Origin of the sequence: Brevundimonas lenta (assembly GCF_014196335.1) — a bacterium.
Classification (GTDB): domain Bacteria; phylum Pseudomonadota; class Alphaproteobacteria; order Caulobacterales; family Caulobacteraceae; genus Brevundimonas; species Brevundimonas lenta.
Window position 1 is genome coordinate 832,076 of record NZ_JACIDM010000001.1, and the last position, 19,958, is coordinate 852,033.

The 19,958-nt window shown below is 68.8% G+C and carries 14 protein-coding genes; 6 read left to right on the forward strand and 8 right to left on the reverse strand.

Going from position 1 to position 19,958, the window contains the following annotated elements; all coding sequences use genetic code 11:
• Position 1 precedes the first annotated feature (1 nt).
• From GGR12_RS04145 to GGR12_RS04175, 7 genes are all read right to left on the reverse strand, one after another.
• Positions 2-1,348 carry an MFS transporter gene (locus GGR12_RS04145; protein ID WP_183203111.1) on the reverse strand — a complete coding sequence of 449 codons (1,347 nt, stop codon included), beginning with the start codon at positions 1,346-1,348 and terminating at the stop codon, positions 2-4.
• 98 nt (positions 1,349-1,446) lie between these two features.
• On the reverse strand, positions 1,447-2,946 hold the full coding sequence (locus GGR12_RS04150; RefSeq protein ID WP_183203112.1) for a CoA-acylating methylmalonate-semialdehyde dehydrogenase: 1,500 nt from the start codon (positions 2,944-2,946) through the stop codon (positions 1,447-1,449).
• A 25-nt stretch (positions 2,947-2,971) separates the two neighbouring features.
• Positions 2,972-3,778 (reverse strand): 5-deoxy-glucuronate isomerase, encoded by an 807-nt coding sequence (gene iolB / locus GGR12_RS04155; RefSeq protein ID WP_183203113.1) that lies wholly within the window; start codon positions 3,776-3,778, stop codon positions 2,972-2,974.
• A complete protein-coding gene (gene iolE / locus GGR12_RS04160) occupies positions 3,778-4,668 on the reverse strand; it encodes a myo-inosose-2 dehydratase (protein ID WP_183203114.1) in 891 nt (296 codons plus the stop codon). The genes iolB and iolE overlap by 1 nt, the downstream gene beginning before the upstream one ends.
• On the reverse strand, positions 4,665-6,503 hold the full coding sequence (gene iolD, locus GGR12_RS04165; RefSeq protein WP_183203115.1) for a 3D-(3,5/4)-trihydroxycyclohexane-1,2-dione acylhydrolase (decyclizing): 1,839 nt from the start codon (positions 6,501-6,503) through the stop codon (positions 4,665-4,667). Before iolD ends, iolE begins: the two co-directional genes overlap by 4 nt.
• A 1-nt stretch (position 6,504) precedes the next feature.
• The gene (locus GGR12_RS04170; protein WP_183203116.1) at positions 6,505-8,448 is read right to left on the reverse strand and encodes a bifunctional 5-dehydro-2-deoxygluconokinase/5-dehydro-2-deoxyphosphogluconate aldolase; all 1,944 of its coding nucleotides are present in this window, start codon (positions 8,446-8,448) and stop codon (positions 6,505-6,507) included.
• Between the two features lie 89 nt (positions 8,449-8,537).
• The gene (locus tag GGR12_RS04175) at positions 8,538-9,425 is read right to left on the reverse strand and encodes a MurR/RpiR family transcriptional regulator (RefSeq protein WP_183203117.1); all 888 of its coding nucleotides are present in this window, start codon (positions 9,423-9,425) and stop codon (positions 8,538-8,540) included.
• A gap of 153 nt (positions 9,426-9,578) precedes the next feature.
• Here GGR12_RS04175 and iolG (GGR12_RS04180) point away from each other — a divergent pair, with 153 nt between their 5' ends.
• Together iolG (GGR12_RS04180) and iolG (GGR12_RS04185) are read left to right on the forward strand one after the other, a co-directional pair.
• Entirely contained in the window at positions 9,579-10,583 is a 1,005-nt protein-coding gene (iolG, locus tag GGR12_RS04180) for an inositol 2-dehydrogenase (RefSeq protein WP_343053083.1), read from the forward strand.
• Entirely contained in the window at positions 10,576-11,553 is a 978-nt protein-coding gene (iolG, locus tag GGR12_RS04185) for an inositol 2-dehydrogenase (protein WP_183203118.1), read from the forward strand. The genes iolG (GGR12_RS04180) and iolG (GGR12_RS04185) overlap by 8 nt, the downstream gene beginning before the upstream one ends.
• Before the next feature lie 200 nt (positions 11,554-11,753).
• On the opposite strand, the gene GGR12_RS04190 is transcribed toward iolG (GGR12_RS04185), so the two are convergent.
• Positions 11,754-14,141, reverse strand: a complete 2,388-nt coding sequence (locus tag GGR12_RS04190; protein WP_183203119.1) for a TonB-dependent receptor plug domain-containing protein — start codon at positions 14,139-14,141, stop codon at positions 11,754-11,756.
• 196 nt (positions 14,142-14,337) lie between these two features.
• On the opposite strand from GGR12_RS04190, the gene GGR12_RS04195 reads away from it, so the two are divergent.
• From GGR12_RS04195 to GGR12_RS04210, 4 genes are all read left to right on the forward strand, one after another.
• Positions 14,338-16,431, forward strand: a complete 2,094-nt coding sequence (locus GGR12_RS04195) for a phytase (protein WP_183203120.1) — start codon at positions 14,338-14,340, stop codon at positions 16,429-16,431.
• 63 nt (positions 16,432-16,494) lie between these two features.
• Positions 16,495-17,451, forward strand: a complete 957-nt coding sequence (locus GGR12_RS04200; RefSeq protein WP_246328723.1) for a substrate-binding domain-containing protein — start codon at positions 16,495-16,497, stop codon at positions 17,449-17,451.
• Positions 17,448-18,965: an ATP-binding cassette domain-containing protein gene (locus tag GGR12_RS04205; protein WP_183203121.1), complete on the forward strand. Its 1,518-nt coding sequence runs from the start codon at positions 17,448-17,450 to the stop codon at positions 18,963-18,965. Before GGR12_RS04200 ends, GGR12_RS04205 begins: the two co-directional genes overlap by 4 nt.
• Positions 18,962-19,957 (forward strand): ABC transporter permease, encoded by a 996-nt coding sequence (locus GGR12_RS04210; RefSeq protein WP_183203122.1) that lies wholly within the window; start codon positions 18,962-18,964, stop codon positions 19,955-19,957. The genes GGR12_RS04205 and GGR12_RS04210 overlap by 4 nt, the downstream gene beginning before the upstream one ends.
• Position 19,958 lies beyond the last annotated feature (1 nt).

The following is a 19,958-nucleotide window of genomic DNA, read 5'->3' on the forward strand; positions in this document are numbered from 1 at the left end:
ATCAGTCCCTCAGGCGGGTGCGCCACAGGCTGGCGGCCAGCAGCATGGACAGGACGGAGGCGCCGACCCAGACCCAGATCACCGGGCCGAAGTCGTAGATCTTGTCGTCGCCGATGGTGGTCATGTGCTTCTCGATCAGGAAGCCGGAGACGTTCTCCTGCACGGCGGCGCCGATGTAGCTGAACACCCCGATCACCCCCATGGCCGCGCCCGCCACCCGCTTGGGCGCGACGTCGACGGCGAACAGGCCGCCCAGCGCCGTGACCAGGCCGGTCAGGCCGACGCCGAACAGGATCATGGCGATGGTCAGCGACAACATCGTGTTGGGCCCGAAGAAGAACAGCAGCAGGCCGGCCAGCTCGAGGATGGCGAAGATCAGGTTCACCGGCGGGCGGCGCGCGCCGAACACCTTGTCGGAGATGAAGCCGTAGCTGATGGCGCCGACGATGCCCGCGATGGTCGAGATGAACAGCAGGCCGGCGGCGGACTGCAGGTCCATGCCGCGGTCCTCCTGGAGATACAGGATGCCCCACGAGTTGATGGCGTAGCGGGTGACGTAGATCAGGGCGCTGGACACCGCGAGGATCCAGATCGCGGGCAGCTTCAGGATCGACAGCTGGGTGCGCAGGACGGTCGACTGCTCGACGCGGGCCGGGCCCGTGTAGTGGTCGTTGCGCCACTCGGCGACGGCCGGAAGACCCATGGTCCGGGGCCGGTCGCGCAGCAGCATCCAGGTGAACAGGGCGACCGCGATGCCGATCAGGCCGGGCACCCACAAGCCGGCGCGCCAGCCCATGGCGACGACGACGGCGCCGACCAGCAGGAAGGTCAGGCCTTCGCCGATCGAGTGGGCGGTGCTCCAGATGCCGTACATGCGGCCGCGCTCGTTGTTGGAATACCAGGCGGTCATGGCGACGACGCCGCCCGGGGCGCCGAAGCTCTGGAACCAGCCGTTCAGGCCCCAGATGGCGACGGCGGCCCACAGGTAGTTCACCGAACCCATGGCGATGCAGCACAGGCCGGACAGCAGGAAGGAGGCGGTGAGGAATTTCCGCATGTTGGCGTGGTCGGCGAAGAAGCCGTTGGTCAGCTTGCCGATCGCATAGGTCCAGAACAGCGCCGAACCGATCATGCCCAGCTCGGCGGGGCTGAAGACGCCCTGGTCGATCAGCGGCTTCTTCACCACCCCGATGGCCAGGCGGCAGATGTAGATCAGGCCGTAGCCGAGGGTGATGGCCACCATCACGCGGAAGCGGTGACGCCGGAACAGGGTGTCGATCGTGCCCTTGTCGGTGATCCGGGGGAGGTCAGGCCCCGTGGCGAAAAAGCCCAAAAGTCCGCGCGCCATGACAGTGCCCCTCCCAGGAACCGGGCGGACGTCGGGCGTCCGCCTCGTTGGCGAGGAGCCTATTTCACGGATTCAGAAAACGGAAGAAGAATTCCATTTTATCGCATGGTTGGAATTACGAAGCTCTGATCCGCCACCGGACCCTTGCGCGGCCAGCGCTGGGTGACGGTCTTGGTGCGGGTGTAGAAGCGCACGCCGTCGAGACCGTACTGGTTCAGATCGCCGAAGCCCGAGCGCTTCCAGCCGCCGAAGGAATGGTAGGCGACCGGCACGGGGATGGGGACGTTGATGCCGACCATGCCGACCTCGACCTGGTCGGCGAACTCGCGCGCGGCGTCGCCGTCGCGGGTGAAGATGCAGACGCCGTTGCCGTACTGGTGCTTCGACGGCAGGGCGAGGGCCTCTTCGAAGGTCGCGGCGCGGACGATCTGCAGCACCGGGCCGAAGATCTCCTCGCGGTAGCTGGCCATGTTCGGGGTCACGTGATCGAACAGGGTGGGGGCGAGGAAGAAGCCGTTCTCGTGGCCCTGCAGGCTGAAGCCGCGGCCGTCGACGACCAGTTCGGCGCCCTCGTTGACGCCCATCTGGATGTAGCTCTCGATGCGCTGCTTGTGCGCCGCCGAGACGACCGGGCCGTAGTGGGCCTCGGCGTCGGTGGAGACGCCGACGCGCAGGGCCTCGATGGCCGGGAGCAGTTTGGCGCGCAGGCGCTCGGCCGTGTCGTCACCGACCGGGACGACGACCGGCAGGGCCATGCAACGCTCGCCCGCCGAACCGTAGGCCGCGCCCATCAGATCGGCGACGGTCTGGTCGAGGTCGGCGTCCGGCATGACGATGCCGTGGTTCTTGGCCCCGCCCATGGCCTGGACCCGCTTCCCGTTCGCGGCGCCGAGCGCATAGACGGACTGGGCGATGTCGGACGAGCCGACGAAGCTGACCGCCTTGATCAGCGGGTGGGTCAGGATGGCCTCGACGATATCCTTGTCGCCCTGGACGACGTTCAGCACGCCTTCGGGCAGGCCCGCCTCGATCATCAGTTCGGCGAGGCGGACCGGCACGGACGGATCGCGCTCGGACGGCTTGAGGATGAAGGCGTTGCCGCAGGCGATGGCCGGGCCGAACATCCACATCGGGATCATGGCCGGGAAGTTGAACGGGGTGACGCCGGCGACGACGCCGAGCGGCTGACGCGCGGAATACACGTCGATGCCGGGCCCGGCGCCCTGGGTGTATTCGCCCTTCAGCAGGTGGGGGATGCCGCAGGCGAACTCGATCACCTCAAGCCCGCGCTGGATGTCGCCCTTCGAGTCGGCGATGACCTTGCCGTGCTCGGACGACAGCAGGTGGGCCAGCTCGTCCATGTGGACCTCGAGCAGGCGCTTGAACTCGAACATCACCCGCGCGCGGCGCTGCGGGTTGGTGGCGGCCCAGCCCTTCTGCGCCGCGACCGCGTTGGCCACGGCCCGGTCCAGCTCGTCGATCGTGCCCAGCTGGACGCGCGCCTGCACCTCGCCGGTGTTGGGGTCGAAGACGTCGCCGAAACGGCCGGAGGAGCCGGCGACCGACTGGCCGCCGATGAAATGGCTGATGTTGCGCATGGGATGTTCCGTGGGGAGGAAGGCGTCAGGTCTTGCGGACGATCCAGTCGTGGGCCGGGTCGTTGCGGAAGATCCAGTTCCGTTTCGGGCCCGCCATGACGTTCAGATAATAGACGTCGTACCCGTGCGGGGCGCCGACGGGATGGTAGCCGCGCGGCACCATGACGACGTCGCCGTCCTCGACGCTGACCGTCTCATCGAGGCTGCGGTCGTCGGTGTAGACGCGCTGGATAGCGAAGCCCTGGGGCGGGTCGATGCGGTGGTAGTAGGTTTCCTCCAGCGCCGTCTCTTCGGTCGGCGTGGCGGTGTCGTGCTTGTGCGGCGGATAGCTGGACCAGTGGCCGCCGGGGGTGATGACCTCGACCACCAGCAGGCCCTCGGCGGGCTGGGTCTCGGGCAGGATGTTGCGGACGTAGCGGGTGTTGGTCCCGGTCCCGCGGGTCTCGCGCGACATGTCGGCGGCGTCGATCATACGGGGTTCGCCCTGGCCCTTGCCAGGCGCGGTGCAGACGGCGAGTTCGACGGGTCCCTGTGCTGTGACAGTCCATGTCACGCCGGCGGGCGCGTAGACGGCGCCCGGGGCCTTGTCCTCGAACGGGGTGGCGCGGCCGCCGACGCCGTCGAAGCGGTGGTCGCCGGCCTTGATGTCGGCGGTCCCGGCGACGACCACGAGGCAGACCTCGCGGCCGGCCTGGCCGCCGGCGTGAACCTGGCCGTCGGTCAGGTGGACGACCTTGAAGCCGACGTGGTCCCAGCCGGCGCTTTCGGGCGTGACCTCCAGCACCGCGCCGTCGGCGTCGGGAGCGTGGGGGCGGACGCGCAGGCCGGACATCAGACCAGTCCCGCCTCGGCCGCGCGAGCCTTGAGCGTGCCGAGGCCCAGCTCGGCGTAGGCGCGCGGATCGGCCTTGGCCGGATCCTGCTCGGCCTCGATGACGATCCAGCCCGAGTAGTCCATGCGCTTCAGCGCGGCCATGACCTCGGCATAGTCGATGCCGCCGTCACCGGGGACTGTGAACATGCCGGCCAGGACGCCGTCGAGGAAGCTGGAGCCGCCCGCGCGCTCGGCCTTGAACACGTCCCAGCGCACGTCCTTGCAGTGGACGTGGGCGACGCGTTCCGGATGGTCGCGGATGATGGCCAGGGAGTTCACGCCGCCGAGGGCCGCGTGGCCGGTGTCGAGCGTCAGGCCGACCGAGGCGCCGGTGTTGGCGAGGAAGGCGTCCACGTCGTCGGCGGTCTCGACCACGGTGCCGAGATGGTGGTGGTAGGCGAACTTCAGGCCCTCGCCCTGGATGTAGTCGGCGACGACGGTCATGCGCGCGCCGAAGGTGGCCCAGTCGCCGGCGCTCATGCGCGGCGCGCCGGTCAGTGGCGTGCCCCGGTCGCCGTGCACGGCGTTGGAGGTCTCGGCGAAGACGAAGACGGTCGAGCCCATGGCCTTGAGCAGGGCGAGGTGCTCCTGCAGCGCCTCGATCTCGGCTTCGGCGTCCTGGACCAGCAGCGAGCCGGAGTACCAGCCCCCGATCAGGTCGATGCCGTACTGCGCCAGCAGCGGCTTCAGGGTCGCCGGGTCGCGCGGGAATTTGCCGCCGAGTTCGACGCCCTCGAAGCCGACGTCGCGGATGTCGGCGAGGATCGACTCCAGCGGCGTGTCGCCACCCAGTTCGGGCATGTCGTCGTTGGCCCAGGCGATCGGGCTGACGCCCCAACGGATACTCATGACAGGTCTCTCTTCAGGCGGATGCGGTCTTCGTAGTCGCGGCGGGCGGCGTTCACCTGCGGGCGGTCAGAGACCTCGGGCACGGCCACGTCCCACCACCAGCCGCCGGCTTCGGTGGTCTTCAGCGGGTCGGTGTCGATGACGATGACGCTGGTGCGGTCGGCGGCGCGGGCGCGCGCCATGGCGGCCTCGAACTCTCCGAGGTTCGCCACGTGCTCGGCCAGGGCGCCCAGACTGCGGGCGTGGGCGGCGAAGTCGATCTCGGGCAGGGTCTCGTGCGCGCTGTCGGCCAGCAGGTTGTTGAAGCCGGGGCTGCCGGTGGCCTGCTGCAGACGGTTGATGCAGCCGAAGCCGCGGTTGTCGAGGACGGTGACGATCAGCTTCCTGCCCATCATCACCGAGGTGGCGAGCTCGGAGTTGAGCATCAGGTAGGACCCGTCGCCGACCATGACGACGACGTCGCGATCCGGCTCGGCCATCTTCACGCCGAGCCCGCCGGCGATCTCGTAGCCCATGCAGGAGAAGCCGTATTCGAGGTGGTAGCCGCCGGGGCGCGCGGTGCGCCACAGCTTGTGCAGTTCGCCAGGCAGGCCGCCGGCGGCGCATACGACGATGGCGTCCTCGCCGGTGGCGCGCTGCACGGCGCCGATGACCTGGGCGTCGCTGGGCAGGGCGGTGTCGGGCGCGCCGGCGACGGCGGCGGACACGGCGTCGTTCCAGTCGGCCGTGGCGGCGGCGTACGCGCCGGCCTCGGGCGTGCGCCAGCCCTTGAGGGTGTCGGACAGGGCGGCGATCACCACGCGGGCGTCGCCGACGACGGGCTCGGCCCCGTGCTTGTGCGCGTCGAAGGCCTGAACGTTGACCTGGAACAGGCGGCGGTTCGGGAACAGGCTGCGCGAGCCGGTGGTGAAGTCCTGCAGGCGGGTGCCGATGCCGATGATCAGGTCGGCGTCGTCGGCGGCGGCGTTGGCCGAGGCGGACCCGGTGACGCCGATGGATCCGAGCGCGGCCGGGTGGAACCAGGGCAGGGCGCCCTTGCCGGCCTGGGTCTCGGCCACGGGCAGACCGGTCGCCTCGGCGAAGGCGGCGAGTTCAGTCTCGGCCTGGCTGTAGAGGACGCCGCCGCCGGAAACGATGAGCGGGCGTTTGGCGGTCTTCAGGGCCTCGACCAGCCGGGCCAGTTCACCGGCGTCGGCGGGCTGGCGGCGTTCGCGCCAGACGCGGCGTTCGAGGAACTCCGCGGGGCAGTCGAAGGCCTCGGCCTGGACGTCCTGGCAGAAGGCGAGGGTCGCCGGGCCGCAGGTGGCCGGGTCCAGCATGGTCGCCAGGGCGCGGGGCAGGGCGTCGAGAACCTGCTCGGGGCGGGTGATGCGGTCGAAATAGCGCGACACCGGGCGGAAGCAGTCGTTGGCGCTGACCGTGCCGTCGCCCCAGTCCTCGACCTGCTGCAACACCGGATCGGGGCGGCGGCTGGCGTAGACGTCGCCGGGCAGGAACAGCACCGGCAGGCGGTTCACATGGGCGAGCGCGGCGGCCGTGACCATATTGGTCGCGCCCGGCCCAATCGAGGTGGTGCAGACCATGGCGCGGCGGCGGCGCATCTGTTTGGCGTAGGCGATGGCGGCGTGGGCCATGCCCTGTTCGTTATGGGCGCGCCAGGTCGGCAGCTCGGCGCGGGAGGCGTGCAGGGCCTCGCCCAGGCCGGCGACGTTGCCGTGGCCGAAGATGGCCCAGCAGCCGGCGAAATAGGGAACCTCCACGCCATCGACGACGACGTGCTGGGCGGCCAGCCAGCGCACGGCGGCCTGGGCGGCGGTCAGGCGGATGGTGGACACGTCAGACCGCCTCGCGAATGACGGGGGCGTTGCCGGCGGTGGCGCGAGCCGCGTTCCAGGCGTCGACCAGAACCGAGAAGCGCGACGACAGGTCGGCGATGGCGGTCTCGTCGTCGATACGACCGGACAGCCACTCCTCAGCGGCCTCGGCGAAGATGGTGCGACCGACGGCGAAGCCCTTGACGATCGGGGCCGAGGCGGCGGCCGCGAAGGAGGCGATCAGCTCGTCCTGCGGCGCGGAGAGGCCGAGCAGCAGCACGCCGCGGCAGTGCGGATCGTTGTCCAGAATCGCCTTCTCGACGTTGGCCCAGGCGGCGGGATCGTCGATCGGCTCCAGCTTCCACCAGTCAGGTTTCATGCCGAGATCGTAGAGCCGCTGGATGGCGCGGGAAACCGTGTGCGAGTCCACCGGTCCGTTGCGGGAGGCGATGATCTCGACCAGCAGTTCGTGGCCGGTCTTCAGGCAGGCGTCCTGCAGGCGCAGCAGCTGGCGCTCCTGACGCTCGCGCAGGTCCTGGGCGTCGTCCGGATGGTAGAAGGCGAGGCATTTGACGACGTGGTTGGCGGGCCAGGTGGCCAGCTCGGTCGCGACGTCGGCCGAGCTCTCGAATTCGAGCGGGCAGGAGCCGGGCAGTTCGATGGGGCGACCGATCCAGTAGGGGCTGTCGGCGGCGGCCTCCAGGCCTCGCATGCCGAAGCGGCCGTCCAGCAGGACGCCGTAGCGCGGATCGCCGTGGGCCAGCCGGTCCACCGCCTTGAGGGCCAAGGTCTTGAACACCGGAATGAGCGCGGGATCGGCGCCGATGCGCTGGCAGATTTCCTCGAACTGGCTGCGATGGTCCATCGCGAGGACGGTCAGTTCCTCGTAGTCGCCGGTGCGGGTGGTGACGCGGTGCAGGTGTTCCAGCGCGGCGTCCTCGCGCAGGCGGAACGGGCGGGCTCCGCCGGTCAGGAAGCTCTGCAGCTCCTCCCAGGTGGCCATGGCCGGGGCGCAGCCGTGTCGCGACACGACGATGGCGCCGCAGGCGTTGGCGAACTCGCAGCAGACATTCAGCGGCTCGCCGCGCAGCCAGCCGCGCAGGAAGCCGGCCATGAAGGCGTCGCCGGCGCCCAGCACGTTGAACACCTCGACCCGGAAGCCGCGGCCGACGACGCCGTCGTCCAGATGGTCGGGAATGGCTGCCGGGAAGGCCGAGCACCCGTCGGGGCCGCGCTTGCACACCAGCAGGGCGTCGGTGCGCTGGCGGATGGCTTTCAGGGCGGCGATGGTGTCGGTCGTGCCGCCGAGGATGTGGACCTCTTCCTCGGTGCCGACGATCAGGTCGCACAGCGGCAGCACCTGCTGCAGGCGGGCGGTGACGCCCTCGTGGGAGACGAAGCGGTCCTCGCCGCGGTCCTTGCCGGTCAGGCCCCAGAGGACCGGCCGGTAGTCGATGTCGAACACCACCTTGCCGCCCGCGGCCTTCGCCAGTTCGCAGGCGCGGATGGAGGCGTCGAACACGCCGGGCTGCGACAGGTGGGTGCCGTTGATCAGCACGGCCGAGGCCGACTGGATGAATTCCGGATCTATGTCCGCGACCGTCAGCGCCATGTCGGCGCAGTTCTCGCGGTAGAAGATCAGCGGGAAGGTGTCCGGATCGCGGATGCCGAGGAAGACCAGGGCGGTCAGGCGTTCCGCGTCGGTCAGGACGCCGTCGACGGCCACGCCCTCGCGGGTCAGCTGCTCACGAATGAAGCGTCCGAAATGGTCCGCGCCGACGCGGGTGAGGAGGCCTGTGTTCAGGCCCAGGCGCGATGCGCCGACCGCCGTATTGGTCGGGCTGCCGCCGACGTATTTGGCGAAGGAGGCCATGTCCTCGAGCCGGCCGCCGACCTGCTGGCCGTACAGATCGATGCACGAACGGCCGATGGTGATCAGATCGAGTCGACCTTTTGACCTCGCCATCCAGACCTATTCCACCCCACGTCCCGCGACCCTTCGCCGCGAGAGAATGTAACGTGTATTCTAAGTATGGAACGTTCGCAACGCTTGTTTCAACCCGCTTCGCGCTTTCCGCCGGAGCCAAGCGCAGAGCGGTTCTGGGTGGTCTGGGCCGTTGAGAAGGCGAAGGAAATCACCAGCGCCTGGGCGAGGCACATGGAGGCCGACAGGGAGCGGAATTTGCGGATCTCGGCTTCACGCACCTGCAGCACCAGGGTCGCCGGCTTGGCCACCGGGCTGACGAGGCTGTCGCTGATCGAGAGGACGCGGCAGTTCCGTTCGACGGCCGCGTCGATGATCTGGACCGCTTCCTCGGCGTAGGGGTGGTAGCTGACGACGATGAGCAGATCGTTGGCGGTGATGCCGTGGACCTGCTGACGCGTCATGCCGCCGATGCTGTCGATGAAGACCGTCTTCTTGTCGACCTGGTGGAGCGAGTAGGCGATGTAGGCGGCGACCGGGAACGACCGCCGGAAGCCCGCGACATAGATGGTGTCCGCCTCGGCCATCAGCCGGACCGCCGCCGCCATATCCGGCGAGCCGACGATCTCGCCGAGGTTCTGCAGGGCCAGGGTGTTGCCCTCGATGAACTCGGCCAGCACCTGGCCGGGATCGCCGACCGCCTTGCCGTCCACCGTCTCGCTGAACTGGCGGACGCGTTCGCCGTAGGCGAGGGCGGCGTTGCCCGACAGCAGGCCGTCGCGGAACAGGCGCTGCATCTGGGTGGCGCCGTCGAAGCCGAAGGATTTGGCGAAGCGGACGATGGCCGACGGCTGCACGCCGCTGCGCTCGGCGAGGACGGCCAGGGTCTCCAGCGCCACGGCGTTGGGCTCGTCCAGCACATAGCGGGCGATCTGCTGCAGGCGCTTGCTGAGCGACTCGTATCGCTCGAGGATCGCGGCGCGCAGTTCCTCGGCGGTGGTCGGGACGGTGTCAGCCATGAAGTCTCGCAGTCAGTTGTCGGCTGCAACCTAGCGGGGTCGCGGCGGCCGCTCAATGGAATGCGAGCCTGATCGATAGAAATTCTATTTCATAGATAGACAGAATAACGGTTCCATGCTGTCTCGCGAGACAAATCCACTCCGGAGAATCGCGTGAGTAAAATCGACGTTGCGCTGATCGGCGCCGGCCGGATGGGCTCCATCCACGGACCGAACGCGGGGCGGCATCCCGGTATGCGCCTCAAGTATGTGATCGACCCGCGGCCCGAGGCTGCGGCCGCGGTCGGTGGTCCGTTCGGGGCGGCCCATGTCAGCCTGGACGAGGCGCTGGCCGACCCCGCGATCGGCGGCGTGCTGGTCTGCAGTTCGACGGACCTGCATCTGGAGCACACCCTTGCCGCGGTCGAAGCGGGCAAGGCGGTCTTCTGCGAGAAGCCGCTGGACCTCGACCTGGGCAAGGTCGTCGCCGCGGCGCCGAAGCTGGCGAAGGCGCGGCTGGTGCTGGCCTTCAACCGCCGCTTCGATCCGCATTTCGTGGCGCTGAAGGCGAAGGTCGACGCGGGCGCGGTCGGGCGCATCGAAAGCCTGCACCTGATCAATCACGACCCGGCCTCGCCGCCGCCCGGCTTCATTCCGACGAGCGGGGGTTTGTTCAAGGACTTCACCATCCACGATCTGGACCTGGCGCGCTGGCTGCTGGGCGAGGAGATCGCCGAGGTCTACGCCGCGGCCAGCTGTCTGGTGGACCCGGAGATCGGCCGCCTGGGCGATGTCGACACCGCGCGCACCGTGCTGAAGACCCACTCAGGCCGGCTGTGCGTGATCTCCAACACCCGCCGCAGCGGCTACGGCTACGACCAGCGCATCGAGGCCTTCGGCTCGTCGGGCATGGTCAGCGCCGGCAACGTCGCCGTCGATATGGTGCACGCGCAGACCGAGGCCGGTTCTTCGGGCGCGCCGATCAAGTACGGCTTCCTGCAGCGCTATGTGGAGGCCTACCGCGCCGAGATGGACCATTTCGCCGACGTCCTGCACGGCAGGGCTGAACCTCTGGTCGGCTATGCGGACGGCCTCGCCGCCCTGGCCCTTGCCGAAGCCTGTGACGAGTCCGTGCGAACCGGCGATGTCGTGAAACCGGGAGACTACACCCATGCATAAGGTCGCCCTGATCGGCGCGGGCCGGATCGGCCGCATTCACGCGCGCAACGCAGCCCTGAGCGACCGCATCTCCCTGGCCGGGGTCGTCGATCCCGTCGCGACCGCCGCCGACGCCCTGGCGGGCGAATGGGGCGTGCCGGTGATGTCGCTGGACGAAGCCATGGACGATCCGTCCATCGCCGGCGTCATCATCGCCAGCTCGACCGACACCCACCTGGACTACAGCGTCCGGGCCGCCCGGGCGGGCAAGGCGATCTTCTGCGAGAAGCCGATCGACCAGGATCTGGAACGGGCCCGGTCGGGCGCCGCGGACCTGGCCGATGCGCGCATGCTGCTGGCCTTCAACCGGCGCTTCGACCCGAACTTCCAGGCGCTGAAGGCGCGGCTGGACAGCGGCGAGGTGGGCGTTCTGGAGTCGGTGCAGATCACCTCCAACGACCCGTCGCCACCGCCGCCGTCCTACGTCGCGGTCTCGGGCGGCCTGTTCAAGGACATGGCCATCCACGACTTCGACATGGCCCGCTGGCTGCTGGGAGAGGAGCCGGTCGAGGTCTATGCGGCGGGTAGCTGCCTGGTGGATCCGGAGATCGGCAAGCTGGGCGACGTCGATACGGCGCGCACGGTGCTGAAGACCGCGTCGGGCCGTCTGTGCGTCATCTCCAACAGCCGGCGGTCGGGCTTCGGCTACGACCAGCGCATCGAGGCCTATGCCTCGGGCGGGATGCTGCGGGCGGACAATGTCCTCGAAAGCACCGTCCAGGTGTGGAACGAGGCCGGCGCCTCGGCCGACCGTTTCCAGAACTTCTTCCTCGATCGCTACGCCGAGGCCTACCGCCGCGAGATGGCGCATTTCGCCGACATCCTCGACGGCGCGAAGCCGTCGGTGGGTTATGCGGACGGCGTTGCGGCGCTGGCCCTGGCCGAGGCCGCCGCGGAATCCGTTCAGCGGGGCTCGGCGGTCAAACTCTGAGACACGCGGCTTCGGGCGGAAGCGCCCGGAGCCGGTGATCCATCCGGACACGAACAGGGGCGGCTTCCCATCGGAGGCCGCCCCTCTTTCTTGCGCTGCCCAGGCGTGAGGCGCGGGCCGCGCGATGCATTCCGGACAAGAAGAAGGGCGGCTTCCTGTCAGAAGCCGCCCCAGGTGTTCAGGTCTCTCAGGAGTGAGGCCTAGAAGACTGCCCGCAGCGTCAGCGTGACCTTGGGCGACGAGCCTTCGCGTTCGACCTCGTAGGCGTCGACGTTGAAGGCGGCCTGGTTGGCGAGGATCTCCGCGCCGTTGTCGCCGTCGAAGTTGGCTTCGGCCTGGTTGCTGTCGGCGTCGAGGAGGTTCGTCCCGGTCAGACGCAGCACCATGTTGCTGCCGAGGCGCTTCTCGAGGAAGATTTCGAGGTTGCCATCGTACAGCTGGCTTTCGATTTCGCCGTAGGTGACGAAGCGCGATTCACCCTGCTTCTGGTAGCTGAAGCCGAGGCTGGCGTCCCAGCTGGGAATGTTGTGGGTGACGCCGAAGTTGTAGACGTACTCAGGCTGGAAATCGATCATGACGTCCGGGCCGCCGGCCGGGTCCGCACGGTTCGACCACATGCGGGTGAAGTTGGCGAAGACGCCGGTTTCGTCGAGGCCGATGAAGCTGAGCGGCGCGGACAGGTCCAGCTCGATGCCGTAGACGTCGGCGTCGCCGATGTTGCGGAACGAGTAGAGATTGCCCGGATAGTCGGCGGGATCGAGGCCGACGACGTCGACGTCCTCACCCGTGTTGACCAGGCCGATCAGGTCCGAGATCTGGCGTGAGAAGACGTTCACGCCGACGATGCCGCGGCCCGAGAAGCGGTGCTCGTAGCCGACGTCGAAGCCGATCGCGGTTTCGAAGGCGAGGTCCGGGTTGCCGATGGTCACGTCCTCGTCGCCCGGCGATTCCAGCGCCAGGGCCGGGATCATCTGGTCGATCGAGGGACGGCGGACCGTCTTGGCGGCGCTGAAGCGCAGCTGATCGTTTTCGCCCAGCTTCCAGACCAGGTGGGCCGACGGGTTGAGCATGAACTCGTCGTTGTCGGCGGCGCCCGAGACTTCGTCCTCAAGCACGCCGCCTTCGAGGAAGCGGTTCAGGAAGGTGATCTCGGTCTTCGTGCTTTCGGCGCGCAGGCCGGTCTGCAGGGTGACGGCGTCGTTGATCTCCCATTCGACGCGGAGGTAGGCGTCGAGGCGGGTTTCCTCATAGGTGAACCGGCCGTCGGTGGTGCCGTAGTCCGGATCGCCGAGGTCCTCGTCGACGACCTGGTTGAACTCGCGGTCCTTGATCTTGCCGGAGATGCCGTACTTCATCTCCACGTTCTGGATGCCCATCGCCTCGGCGAGGCCGGGGAGCTCCTGGGTGATGGCGGCGTCGGCCGTCCACTCGGTGTCGTCCGCGTCGATGGACTCGCGCTCGACGAGGTTCGTCGGCGTTTCCTCGAAGGACTCTTCGGTGCTGTCGTCCTGGAAATTGTTGACCCGGACCTGGGCCTCGAAATCCATGGTCTCGGACAGTTCGGTTTCGTACAGGGCCGAGGCGCCCATGCTGTCCTGGTTGAAGTCGGCGTCCTGGAACTCGAGTTCCGGATTGGCCAGGTCCAGACCGCCGACGCTTCCGTCGCCTTCGTAGATGACGGTGTCCTGGTGCTCGTCACGCGCCGTGCTGAGCACGAAGGCGTCGACGCGCAGGCTGGTGTGGTCGTTGATCATCCACGTCAGGTCGCCGTTGAACGACAGGTCGGTGGAGTCGCGGCTGTCCTGCTCTTCGGTGCGTTCGACCGCCACGGACTGCGAAGGATCGTCGAAGCGGGCGAGGCTGCGGCCCATGCCGCGGGCGGCGACCTCGGCGGCGAAGCCTTCGGAGTCTTCCTCGAAGACCTCCTGGACGACGTCCTTGTTGTTATAGCGTTGTTGCGCATCGAGGGTGACCGAGAACAGCAGGGTCTCGGCGTCGTTGCGGCCCGACCAGGACACCGAGGCGTTGGGCCGGGTCTTGGACATGTCGACGTCGTAGGTGGCGCCGACGCGGGCGATCACGCCCGGCGGCAGGCTCTCGCCGTCCTTGAGGATGATGTTGATGGTGCCGCCGACGCCCTGACTGTCGATGTCGGCGCTCGGCGACCGGACGATCTCGATGCGGTCGATGATTTCGGCGGGGATGCGGTCGACGAAGACGGTGCGGTCATTGCCGGCGCCCGGGATCGGGCGACCGTTGACGAGCACCTGGGTGAAGCCCTGGCCCAGACCGCGCAGCTGCGGCGCATCGGCCTCGCCGACGTCGCTGGTGAAGGCCACCCCCGGTACGCGGCGCAGCTGGTCGCCGACCGAGGTGGGTTCGAATTTGGCGAAGAACTCCTGGTCGTAGACCAGCTCGGGAGCCACCGTGTCGGTGCGGTCCCGGTACAGAATCTGACCGGTGACGACGATTTCGTCGAGCGTGGTCTCCCCCTGCTGCGGGGCTTCCTGCGCGAACGCCGCGAACGGCGTCATCAGGCAAGTACCAAGCAACGCGGCCTTGAAGGCCGTCCTACGATAGGCGCGCATCTTCTTCCTCCCCGATGCCCCCTCCTTGGACCGTGATTGGACCCAGGGGCGGCTTGTTGTCGCAGACGCTACGAACAAACGTTCCATCTTGCAATAGGGTTGGAATATACCTTGCAGAATGGAGGCCGTGGGCTATCGTTTGCGGCAGGGATGCGCCCGCCATCGCAGCGGCCGCACGGGGCATAGGGAGATGATCATGGGACGCAGCTCGGTGAGACTGCTGCTTGCAGCCACGGCCCTGGCGGGTTCGTTCGGCCTTGTTTCCTGTGCGACGGCGCAGACGCCCGCAGAGGCGGCGGCCCCGGCGACCGTCCAGGTCACGGCCTCGGTCGACACCATGCCGACGGCGCGCGGCGAGGCGGGCAAGGCGGTCATCGTCGTGAACCCGGCCAATCCCGCCGCCAGCCGTATCGTGGCGACGGCCGGTCTGGGCGGGCTTGAGGTCTATGATCTGGAAGGCCGCCGACAGGGCGCTGTGCCGGCCGGGGAGGCGGGCAGCCTGGATGTGCGTCACGGCTTTATATTGAATGGGCGTCCCACGGCGCTTCTGGCCGCCAGCGACACCACGGACAACTCCCTGCGCTTCTTCGCCATGTCCGACGGCGTGCTGAGCGAGGTCGGCGCGCGCGCCGCGCCGCTGGGCTTCGCGGTCGAGGGCGTCTGCTTCTTCCGCAACGCCGCGGACGGCGGCCTCTATGTCGTCGCCGTGGGCGACGGCGGCGAGTTCGACCAGCGGATGGTGTTCGTCGACGCCGACGGTCGCGTGGACAGCCGCCAGTCGCGGCGGCTGGGCCTGCCGTCGCCGGCCGAGCACTGCGTCGGCGACGACGTCACGGGCCAGATCTTCGTGTCGGAGCAGGCGGTCGGTCTGTGGCGCTTCAACGGGGACCCGGAAACCGATGCGACGCCGGTTCTGATCGACGCGCCGCGTCTGGGCCGCGTGACCGAGGAGCTGGGCGGGGTCGCCCTGTTCGATGGCGGCGAGGGCGCGCGGTATCTGATCGTTTCGGACGCCTCCAGCGGACGGCTGTTCGCCTACGACCGCGGTAATGACGACGCCTGGATCGGCGCGGTCTCGCTGGCGGGCAAGGACGGGGTCGCCGTCGGCGAGCCGGGCGGACTGTTCGCCCTGAACGCCGCATTGGGATCGGGTCTTCCGGGCGGGGCGCTGATCGCGACCGATGAGGATGCGGAAGGCGGCGCCAACTATAAGGTCGTGTCGGGCGCGGCCCTGACCACGGGCTTTGGCGTGCCGGTCGGTACGGCCCAGGACCCGGCGCGCGTCGTCGCCTCTCCTGTGGTGGCGGTCACGCCGTTGTATGAAACCACGCCGGTGCTCAGCGCCGGGGACGCCGCGGACGATCCCGCCATCTGGGCCAATCCGAACGATCCGGCCGCCAGCCTGATTGTGGCGACCGACAAGAAGTCGGGCCTGTATCTCTACGACATGCAGGGCCGGGTTCTGCAGCATCTGCCCGACGGCAAGATGAACAACGTCGACCTGCGCACCGGCTTCATGCTGGGCGGTCAGCCGATCGTTCTGGTCACCGCCAGCGACCGGACGCACAAGGCGGTCGCCATCTACCGGCTGGATACGGAAGCGCGTCAGCTGGTGAACATCAGCGACGGCGTCCAGGCCGCCGAACAGGCCGATCCGTACGGCCAGTGCATGTACCGCAGCGCGACGACCGGGAAGACCTATGTCTTCATCAACGACAGCAACGGCGAGATGCGCCAGTGGGAGTTGATCGACGCCGGCAACGGCCGTGTGCGGGCCCAGCGGGTTCGGGACTTCGCCTTCAACTCCCAGGCCGAGGGCTGCGTCGCCGATGACGCCGCCGGCATCCTGTTCGCGGATGAGGAAGACATCGGCATCTGGCGCATCGGCGCGGAGCCCGACGCCGGTTCCGTGATGACGTCGGTCGACACGGTCGAGGCCAATCCGGCGATCAAGGACGATCTGGAAGGCATCGGCCTGTACGACCTGGCCGGCGGCCGCGGCTATCTGATCGTGTCGAGCCAGGGCAACAACACCTATGCCGTCTACCGGCGCGAGGGGACGCAGGAATATCTGGGCTCCTTCGCCGTGGTCGCCGATCCGCAGCGCGGCATCGACGGCATCTCGGAGACGGACGGTCTGGAGGTCTCCAGCGCCAATCTGGGGCCGGGCTTCGAGCACGGGGCCCTGATCGCCCAGGACGGTCGCAACGTCCTGCCGGGCGAGCTGCAGAACTACAAATACGTGCCGTGGCAGCGGATCGCGGAGGCCCTCAACCTCGAAATGCGATGAGCGGCCGAGAGCTCTCGCGCGGTTCCGCGCGGCGCCGTAGGCTCGCCTGGGGTTAGGGGAAGCATGATGGTTCGTCTGTCACGTCGCAGTCTTGTGCTGGCCGCCGCAGTCCTGCCCGTCGCGGGGCTGGCGGCGTGCAATCGCGGGGGCGGGCGCGACCGGATCGCGGTCAGCTTCCACAACATGGCCGAGCCCTTCTTCGTGGTCATGCGGCGCGAGCTGATGGACGAGGCGGAGACGCTGGGCGTGGAGGTCTCGGTCCTCGACGGTCAGGCGAACTCGGCCAAGCAGTCGGCCGATATCGAGGCGGCGCTGGTGCAGGGCGTGAAGGGGGTCATCCTGGCTCCCACCGACGTCAATGCGCTCGCGCCCGCCGTGAACTCGGTGCTGAAAGAGTCGCTGCCGATCATCACGGTCGACCGGCGCATCGAGGGCGCGTCGGCGCCGGTCGCCCATGTCGGCGCCGACAATGTCGCCGGCGGCCGGCTGATGGTGGAATGGATCGTCCGCACCCGGCCGCAGGGCGCGCGCATCGTCCTGCTGACCGGGCAGCCGGGCAGCAGCTCGGCGATCGACCGGACGCGTGGCGTCAAGGAAGCGCTGGCGAAGGCGGGGCCGTCGTATGCGCTGGTCGCCGAGCAGTCGGCGAACTGGTCGCGGGACCAGGGGCTGACCGTGACCCAGAACATCCTGACCTCGCTGGGCGGGTCCCGCCCGGATGTGATCCTGGCCGAGAACGACGACATGGCCTTCGGTGCGATCGAGGCGCTGCGGACCGCGGGCGTGACCGGCGTCTCCGTGCTGGGCTTCGACGCCACGCCGGAAGCGCTGGGCATGATCCGCTCGGGCGCCATGGCCCTGACCGTCGAACAGAGCCCGAGCCGCCAGATCAGAACCGCCCTGCGCCAGATCGTCGGATCGATCCGCGACGGCGGCGCGCTGACCTCGGTCAGCATCGAGCCGGTGGTGATCACCCGCGAAACCCTGTCCAGCGCCGAACGGCTCAACGAGGTCGCGTGAGCGTCACGCTGCTTCAGGTTCGCAACCTCTCCAGACGGTTTCCCGGCGTCCAGGCCCTGGCCGGCGTCCAGCTCGACGTCGCGGCGGGCGAAGTCCACGCCCTGCTGGGTGAGAACGGGGCCGGCAAGTCGACGCTGCTGCGCATCCTGTCGGGCGCCATCGATCCGGACGAGGGCGAGATGCTGCTCGACGGCGAGCGGCTGGCCCCCGGCGATCCACCGGCGCGCCGCCAGGCCCTGGGCGTCGTGACCATCTATCAGGAGTTCAACCTGGTGCCGGGTCTGACTGTCGCGGAGAACCTGTACCTGGGGCGCGAACCGCGGCGGCACGGCCTGGTCGACTGGAAGCGTCTGAACGCGGACGCGGCGGCTGTGCTCAAACGGCTCGGGGTCGATCTGGCGCCCGCGGCGCGCGTCGCGGATCTGAGCGTCGCGCTGCAGCAGATGGTCGAGATCGCCCGTGCGCTGACGCTGGCGGCGCGCCTGATCATCATGGACGAGCCGACGGCGGCGCTGAGCGACCGCGAGGTGCGCGTCCTCCACGACATCGTGCGCGGGCTGAAGGCGTCGGGCGTCGGCGTCATCTATGTCACCCACCGGCTGGCCGAGGTGAAGGCGGTTTGCGACCGCTACACCGTCTTCCGCGACGGGCGCTTCGTGGCCACGGGCGCGGTGGCCGATGTCGGCGTCGACGATCTGGTCGCCGCCATGGTCGGTCGGGATGTCCAGCCGGCCCGTCGCGCTCCGGCGTCGCCGGGTGACTGGGCGTTGAAGTTCGAAGGGGCGGCGAACGGACCGCTCGCCGGCGCCGCCATCGGCGTGCGGGCGGGCGAGGTGCTGGGTCTGGCGGGTCTGGTCGGCGCGGGGCGCACCGAACTGGCGCGGGCGATCTTCGGCGTCGACGGCCGGGCGCCGGGCGTTCTCTGGATGGGCGACGGCAGGATCGAGCCGTTCGGCTCTCCTGCCGAGGCGATGGCCGCGGGCCTGACGCTGGCGCCCGAGGACCGCAAGGCGCACGGCTGTTTCATGACGCATCCGGTGCGCTGGAACCTGAGCCTGCCGGGACTCGCCGGCCTTTGCGGCCCAGGCGGCTTCATCAACGACCGGGCCGAGGCGGCCATGGTCGACGACTATGTGAAGCGGCTGCGCATCCGTACGCCCAACGACGCGACCCCGATCGGCTCGCTGTCCGGCGGCAACCAGCAGAAGGTTCTGCTGGCGCGCTGCATGGCGCTGAAGCCGAAGGTGCTGATCGTCGACGAGCCGACGCGGGGCGTCGATGTCGGGGCCAAGGCCGAGGTGCACCAGATCCTGTTCGACCTCGCCGCCGCCGGCATGGGGCTGATCGTCATCTCCTCCGACATGCCCGAATTGCTGGAGCTCAGCGACCGCATCGCGGTGCTTCACGAGGGCAGGGTGGCCGGCGAACTCGAACGGTCCGAAGCGAACGAACATCGCCTGATGGTCATGATGATGGGCCACTCCTCCAACCCCCAACCAGCGGCCATGACATGACCACTGACACGCCCGCCGCCGGCTTCCGCTTCGACTGGCTGAGGTTCCTCGAGCGCTACGGCTCGGCGATCGTGCTGGTCGCCCTGGCCCTGTTCTTCGCCAGCCAGAACGAGCGGTTCCTGTCGGCGCGGAACCTGTCGAACATCCTCGCCGAGGTTTCGATCTATGGCGTGATCGCCGTGGGCATGACCTTCGTCATCCTGACGCGCGGCGTCGATCTGGCGGTCGGGTCGCTGGTCGGCTTCAGCGGCATCGTCGCCGCCGTCGCTGCGACCTCGCTGGGCGCGGGGTATCAGGCCGGCTGGATCATCGCCCTGGTCTCCGCACTCGTGACCGGCGCGGCGGTCGGCCTGATCCACGGCAAGGCGGTGACCTGGTTCGCGGTGCCGCCGTTCATCGTCACCCTGGGCGGACTGACGGTCTGGCGCGGGGCGACGCTGATGGTCAACGACGGCGCCCCCGTCAGCGGGCTGGACGAGGCGTTCCGCTGGTGGGGCTCAGGCCAGGTGTTCGGCGTGCCCGTGCCGGCCATTGTCTTCGCTGTGGTCGCCCTGGCCGGCTATGTCGTGCTGCGCCACACCCGCTACGGCCGCCATGTCTATGCGGTCGGCGGCAATCCGGCGGCGGCGCGTCTGGCCGGGCTGGATGTGAAGGGCATCGTCTCGAGCGTCTATGTGCTGGTCGGTCTGCTGTCCGGCCTCGCCGGCTTCCTGCTGTCGGCGCGGCTCGGCTCGGCGGAGGCTGTGGCCGGTACCGGCTACGAGCTGCGCGTCATCGCCTCGGTGGTCATCGGCGGCGCCAGCCTGTTCGGCGGCATGGGCGGGGTGGGCGGCACCGTCATCGGCGCGCTGCTGATCGGCGTCCTGACCAACGGCCTGGTGGTGATGAACGTCTCGGCCTACCTGCAGCAGATCATCATCGGCGTGATCATCGTCGCCGCCGTGGCCTTCGACACCTATGCGAAATCACACCGGGGCGCGGGCCTGGGCTGAA